This window comes from Bacillus sp. AP50 (assembly GCF_040492675.1).
In the GTDB taxonomy this organism is placed as follows: Bacteria; Bacillota; Bacilli; order Bacillales; family Bacillaceae_G; genus Bacillus_A; species Bacillus_A cereus.
The window spans coordinates 1-5,112 of sequence record NZ_JBEUTW010000525.1 but is presented as its reverse complement, the minus strand read 5'-3'; the positions used below and the strand labels follow the sequence as shown (position 1 = coordinate 5,112).

Below are 5,112 nucleotides of genomic sequence, written 5' to 3'. Positions count from 1 at the left end.
ATATAAGGTTCGTGATAGACGATAGGCTATTAGGCGAAAATTATAATTTACATGAGTAGCTGTTCGGTAGTAGTTTTTGATTCCTAATATATATTGATTATATTTGTTGACAGATATTACAGTTGGTTTATGTTGAATTTCTTTGATTAACTTTTTGGTTTTAGCTAAAATAGTTTTTATTTGTTTATTTGAAACGTGAGTATTAGCAACAAATTTATTCTTCTTTTTAACTGCTTTTAATTTGAATCCTAGAAATTCTGATTTACCCTTTGTAATATTTGTTATCTTTGACTTTTCTCTTGATATATTAAGCTGTAGGTGATTTTCAAGGTATTCTTTGACCGCATGGAATATCTTCTTTGCAGATTCGTGAGAATCTGTAAAGATTTTAAAGTCATCTGCATATCGTACGATAAACATTTCTTTTAACTTTGTAGACTTCAGTGCTCTATATTTGTGAAGGCTTGTGTACTTGTGTTTCGTATCCATGTTTTCCCATTGGTTCGAGATCCACCAGTCTAGATCATTCAGTACAACGTTCGATAGTAGTGGTGATAAGATACCACCTTGCGGTGTTCCTTTTGAAGGTATACCTACGCCTTCTATCGGTGATTTAAGCATTTTTGAAATAATGCTTAGCACCCTGTTATCTTTTATTCCAATGTTGTATAGCTGTTTTATTAGCTTGGTGTGATTTACATTGTCAAAGAATCCTTTTACATCTACTATATGATGTTTCTTCCCTTTATTTATAAGAGATTGACATCTAGCTATTGCATGTTTTGTCGCTCGATTAGGTCTGAATCCATAGGAATGATTGTAGAATTTTGCTTCACATATTGGTTCGAGAACTTGTTTAAACATTTGTTGGATTAGTCTGTCTCTCATTGTAGGAATACCTAAAGGTCTTGTTTTACCGTTTTCTTTAGGTATTGCTACCCTTCTTACTTTTTGAGGTTTATAATCATTTAAAGCTGTTCTAATGTCCTTTATGAAGTTTTCTACATTTTTCATTTTGTAATTATCTATGGTTATTCCATCTGTACCTTTTGTCTTTGAGCCTGTATTGGCTTTGATATTGCGGTATGCGAGTAGTATATTTTCTTTTGATGTTATAATTTCATATAATCCTATTCCTTTTGTGCAGTTATATTTATTGCGCTCATATAGCGTGTCAAAGGTGGATTGCATACCGTAGTACTCGCTGTTTCTCAGTGTAGCGTTCATCGATGGATATATTGCTCCTTCCTTATGGAAAGTCCCATCATCATACACGACCTTATGAACTTCATTTGGTTACTATTGCTTAATTTCTTTAATGACTCGGGGTTATCCCTCCACTATGTTTCCATAATTTCATCGGTACTGTACCCCTGCTTTCACGAGAGTAAATCAATTTCGGCTTTATACCTTATATGAACCAACCCCAAGATAGTGGTTTAAATAGTTGTCTCTCGCTTCCCACGTTCCGATTTAACTAGCTGTACATCTAATTTTAGGTGGATACTATAGGCCTGTAAGTTCTCTATGTTCATTGTTACATAGTACGAATTTCATAGGTTCGATTCTTACTTTTCGTTGACTTACCCCATACAAGGGATACAGTTTTCACTGTATTTGAATTTTAGACCCGTACATTCGTATCTTCGTCAGACCAATTGGTCATTCTCACCATGATTAGTTTATAGCCAACCGCATTATCAATTGCCATATACATGTTGTCATATACTTAGGCTTTCTTCATGCGTCTTCACCTAGCTTCATACAGTGTGGTCTATCAACTTCCTCTGCATGTAGGAGTATTATTGGGAGTGTTTCAGCTCAACATGAAGGCTTTCATTCCACTCACTCGTTAAATCAGTTATTACTATCTGCGTTAATCTAGATAGTCTTCTCATTTCATAGTTATTAACTATTTATAGAGAAACGTGTCGCACCGAACCATTCATCGATACCTTTTATAATCTTATATTCGTTTTTTTGGTCACGTGAAGCAACACCACTTTGAACAAAATCATATAGTTTTTCTACCTGTACTTTTAATAGTTTGTGCATACGGTGTACACGTTCTACATCGTCGTACATATCTATTAAGTCATCAAAGGTCACATCTTTTTGTGGGTTATGTAGTTTTAATAAATAAATATGTTGCTTAAGGTGGTTCCGTTGTGCTTGTTCAAAGAATGCATTATTAGATTCCGACAAACCCTGGATAACCATTGCAAAAACCTCGGCTACTTTATCAACTGGTCCACGTAAAATATTAATGTTTTTGGTATCAGAGTTTGTGGGATCAATATAATAAATTGAACTTTCAGGAATCTTGTGTGCTTGTACTAATTTAAATACCTTTTGACATAAATCATTACTCGGTTCAATAACAGTTATCCCATTTAAAAATGTTCCTTTTACTTCTTCGGTATCATAATTATTTTTTTTATACGTATTTTCAAACTTATTTATAAAACGTACCATCCAGTGTAAATCTTGATTAATCATTGGAATAATTAAACTAGATGTCTTACCAGAACCAATAGGACCAATAATAATTCCATTTAAGGTTCTATCTTTCCCTTTGATTCGAATCATTTCTTTGTGCTTAATATGAGGCCCTATCTCAACATCAGGATATATTTGTTTCTCTTGGCTATTAAACCACTTTTGCAACTTATGATTTTTATATTCGTATTTTTGTACCCACTTTAAGATTTCTTCTCTGTAACGGACAATATGGCCACTATACCAAAGAGTAAACAAAATCATAAATACGGTCGGTAAGAATACAAATATCATAGTGAGTGTATGGAAATTTCCTGTTAATACATCCCCCATTGCTTGATATTCACCAAAATTAACATGTTTTGCTTTATTCATAAGATAAGGAATAACTTTTGCATGGATAGGAGTAGTTGCAAACCATAAAAACTGAATATCTACTGCAATATGAGAAGCAATTAAAATTAATAACTTGCCATTTTGAAATTGTAAAGCTGGGATACGGCTGTAGAACCTAAAACTAAATTCTCCTAATAGCAAAGAGAAGAACATTAAAAATAGTGGTACATATGTAATTTCTATAGGATAAGACGGTGGTTCAAATGCATAGTAGAGTAACTGTATGTAGTTTGCTACACCAAATCCAAATGAAAGGATAAATCCGCTAATTAAGGCGATTGTAGTGTATAATGGTAATCTTTGCTTAGATGTCTCCATAAAGGTTCACCTACTTTTTAAAGACATAGTTGAGCTTTATGGTGTAATGTAAAACGATTATGAAGTTCTGGCCTGAATTGTTCCTTTGATTTTTTTAGAAAGAACTTCGCTGCATCTTCAGTTTGTTTTAAATATAAGTCAATACTATCTCCTTCACACAATTGGTTATATTCTTCTTGAGAAAGTACTGCAATATTTATCTCTAGTTTGTTATTCGTTGCAGTTTCAATTATTACATCGTACCAATAATAATTAGGTTTTCCTGGAATTTTGATATCTTGTAGGGAAACGCAAAATTTAGCTCCCCCTTCTGTAATATGTTTAAGGACTAGTTCTGGAGTTTTAAATGCTTCTCTTGCTGAGAGCACTCCCCCAGTAGTTGTTGCAAATTGTAAGTTCATTGTCATTTTCCACTTCCACCTTTCTCCATACAAAAAAAGGCAAGCGACGCCCACTGTAAAAACAGCGTGTGTCGCTTGCCTTAATTTCATATGTTCTGATTTGATTGTAGTTTTGAGTGTTTAGTTCAAACGTTATTCTATCACCTTAAATAATAAAAATCAATAAAGTTATATAAAGGTATATAAAAAATAAACGATTAATATAATTCTACAAGTTTACGTCTTTTCGGATTAACGTTATTTGCAGCATGTACCATGATCTGTTCATCGGTTGCTATATTTGTATTTTGAATGGATAGAAGTAGTACATTATCATAAGTGTCCATCAGTAGAATATCTCTAGGATTTTCACGTTTAGGATAGATAACTACAAGCGGAATGCCTTCATCTCCATTCCTTCTTGAAAACACGACATCATCTAATCTTGCAATCATTCGGTAATCATTTTCATTTCCAAAAATAAAAAAGAAATCTTGAATAGAAGCTTTATCTCTCTTGTATGTGCGTCGAAGGCCACCATCTATTGATTCTTTAAACGTTTGAATTTTTTCGACAAAAGTGTAACGCCAATTAACATCTCCTACTGTACGTTGAGATAAAGGAAAAAGAATATCTTGTTCCCAGTTTTGATTATCATCTGTTCCTAGAATGATATCTGAAATAACATCCCCAGCATCTTTCAATGAGCAAATGTGTACATTTAGATTTGGTATATTCATTAATAATTCATGATGCTTCCGCATAGAAAATAATAGATTTTTCATACGTATGTATGGCGGTTCTGCATCTTCAGCAAGGAACATTGATTTGTCGTACATAACAAAGACAACCGTTACATCCTCATTTGCTTTTTTTGCATATTCTATGTACTTCTCTACTTTTTCAACTAAGGTAGAATTTGTCTCTTTGCACATGTCCATCTCAATATGGATATTTTTATCTTGGTATGAAATATGTTCATCAGGAATCAAGGCCAATTGGTTGTCCTCAATTTTTATATTTTTTTTCTGGTAAAAAGAACGAATATCCAATTCATATAATACTTCATTGGTTTGTGTCTTCTTTGTAGTCGCTAAAAGAGTACGGATCATGACTTCACGTGAACACATAGTGTGAAGAGAAGTTGTTCTTGAGTACCGTCTTTTTGAACTTTTTTTTGGAATTCTTCCTATTTCCAATAAGAATTCAATTGTCTTTTCTTTTAAGGAAAATAAAGCGCGTTTCGTAATACTATCAGCCCTTTTATCTATTCTTTTAGTTAGCATAGCTCCATATTGTGAGTAACGGTCAAGCTTTGTAAATATGCTAGCTTCAGAACATTCTCTTCCCTCAAATGCACTATATAACTGCGTGATTTGCCTTGTTGTAAGTGCTCTTTTGTAATATAAAACTGTAAAGACAAATATGTCAGCTTCTTTTAAGTGAAAATGTTTTTGGGTACCTGATCTTCTATATTTATACACTTTTTCGGACAATGCATACACCTCTTATATTGAAT

3 protein-coding genes and 1 pseudogene are annotated in these 5,112 nt (G+C 33.1%); all 4 read right to left on the bottom strand.

Going from position 1 to position 5,112, the window contains the following annotated elements:
- Window positions 1–1,227 (bottom strand): group II intron reverse transcriptase/maturase (ltrA, locus tag ABWK52_RS25975; RefSeq protein ID WP_353772228.1); only part of this gene is annotated, 1,227 nt, incomplete at its 3' end.
- A 702-nt stretch (window positions 1,228–1,929) separates the two neighbouring features.
- Window positions 1,930–3,213: pseudogene (locus ABWK52_RS25970) on the bottom strand (conjugal transfer protein TraG); the annotation flags it as partial.
- Window positions 3,214–3,230: 17 nt separating this feature from the next.
- Window positions 3,231–3,704 carry a hypothetical protein gene (locus ABWK52_RS25965; protein WP_080019643.1) on the bottom strand — a complete coding sequence of 158 codons (474 nt, stop codon included), beginning with the start codon at window positions 3,702–3,704 and terminating at the stop codon, window positions 3,231–3,233.
- A 107-nt stretch (window positions 3,705–3,811) separates the two neighbouring features.
- Window positions 3,812–5,089, bottom strand: a complete 1,278-nt coding sequence (locus ABWK52_RS25960) for a replication-relaxation family protein (RefSeq protein WP_353772227.1) — start codon at window positions 5,087–5,089, stop codon at window positions 3,812–3,814.
- Window positions 5,090–5,112 lie beyond the last annotated feature (23 nt).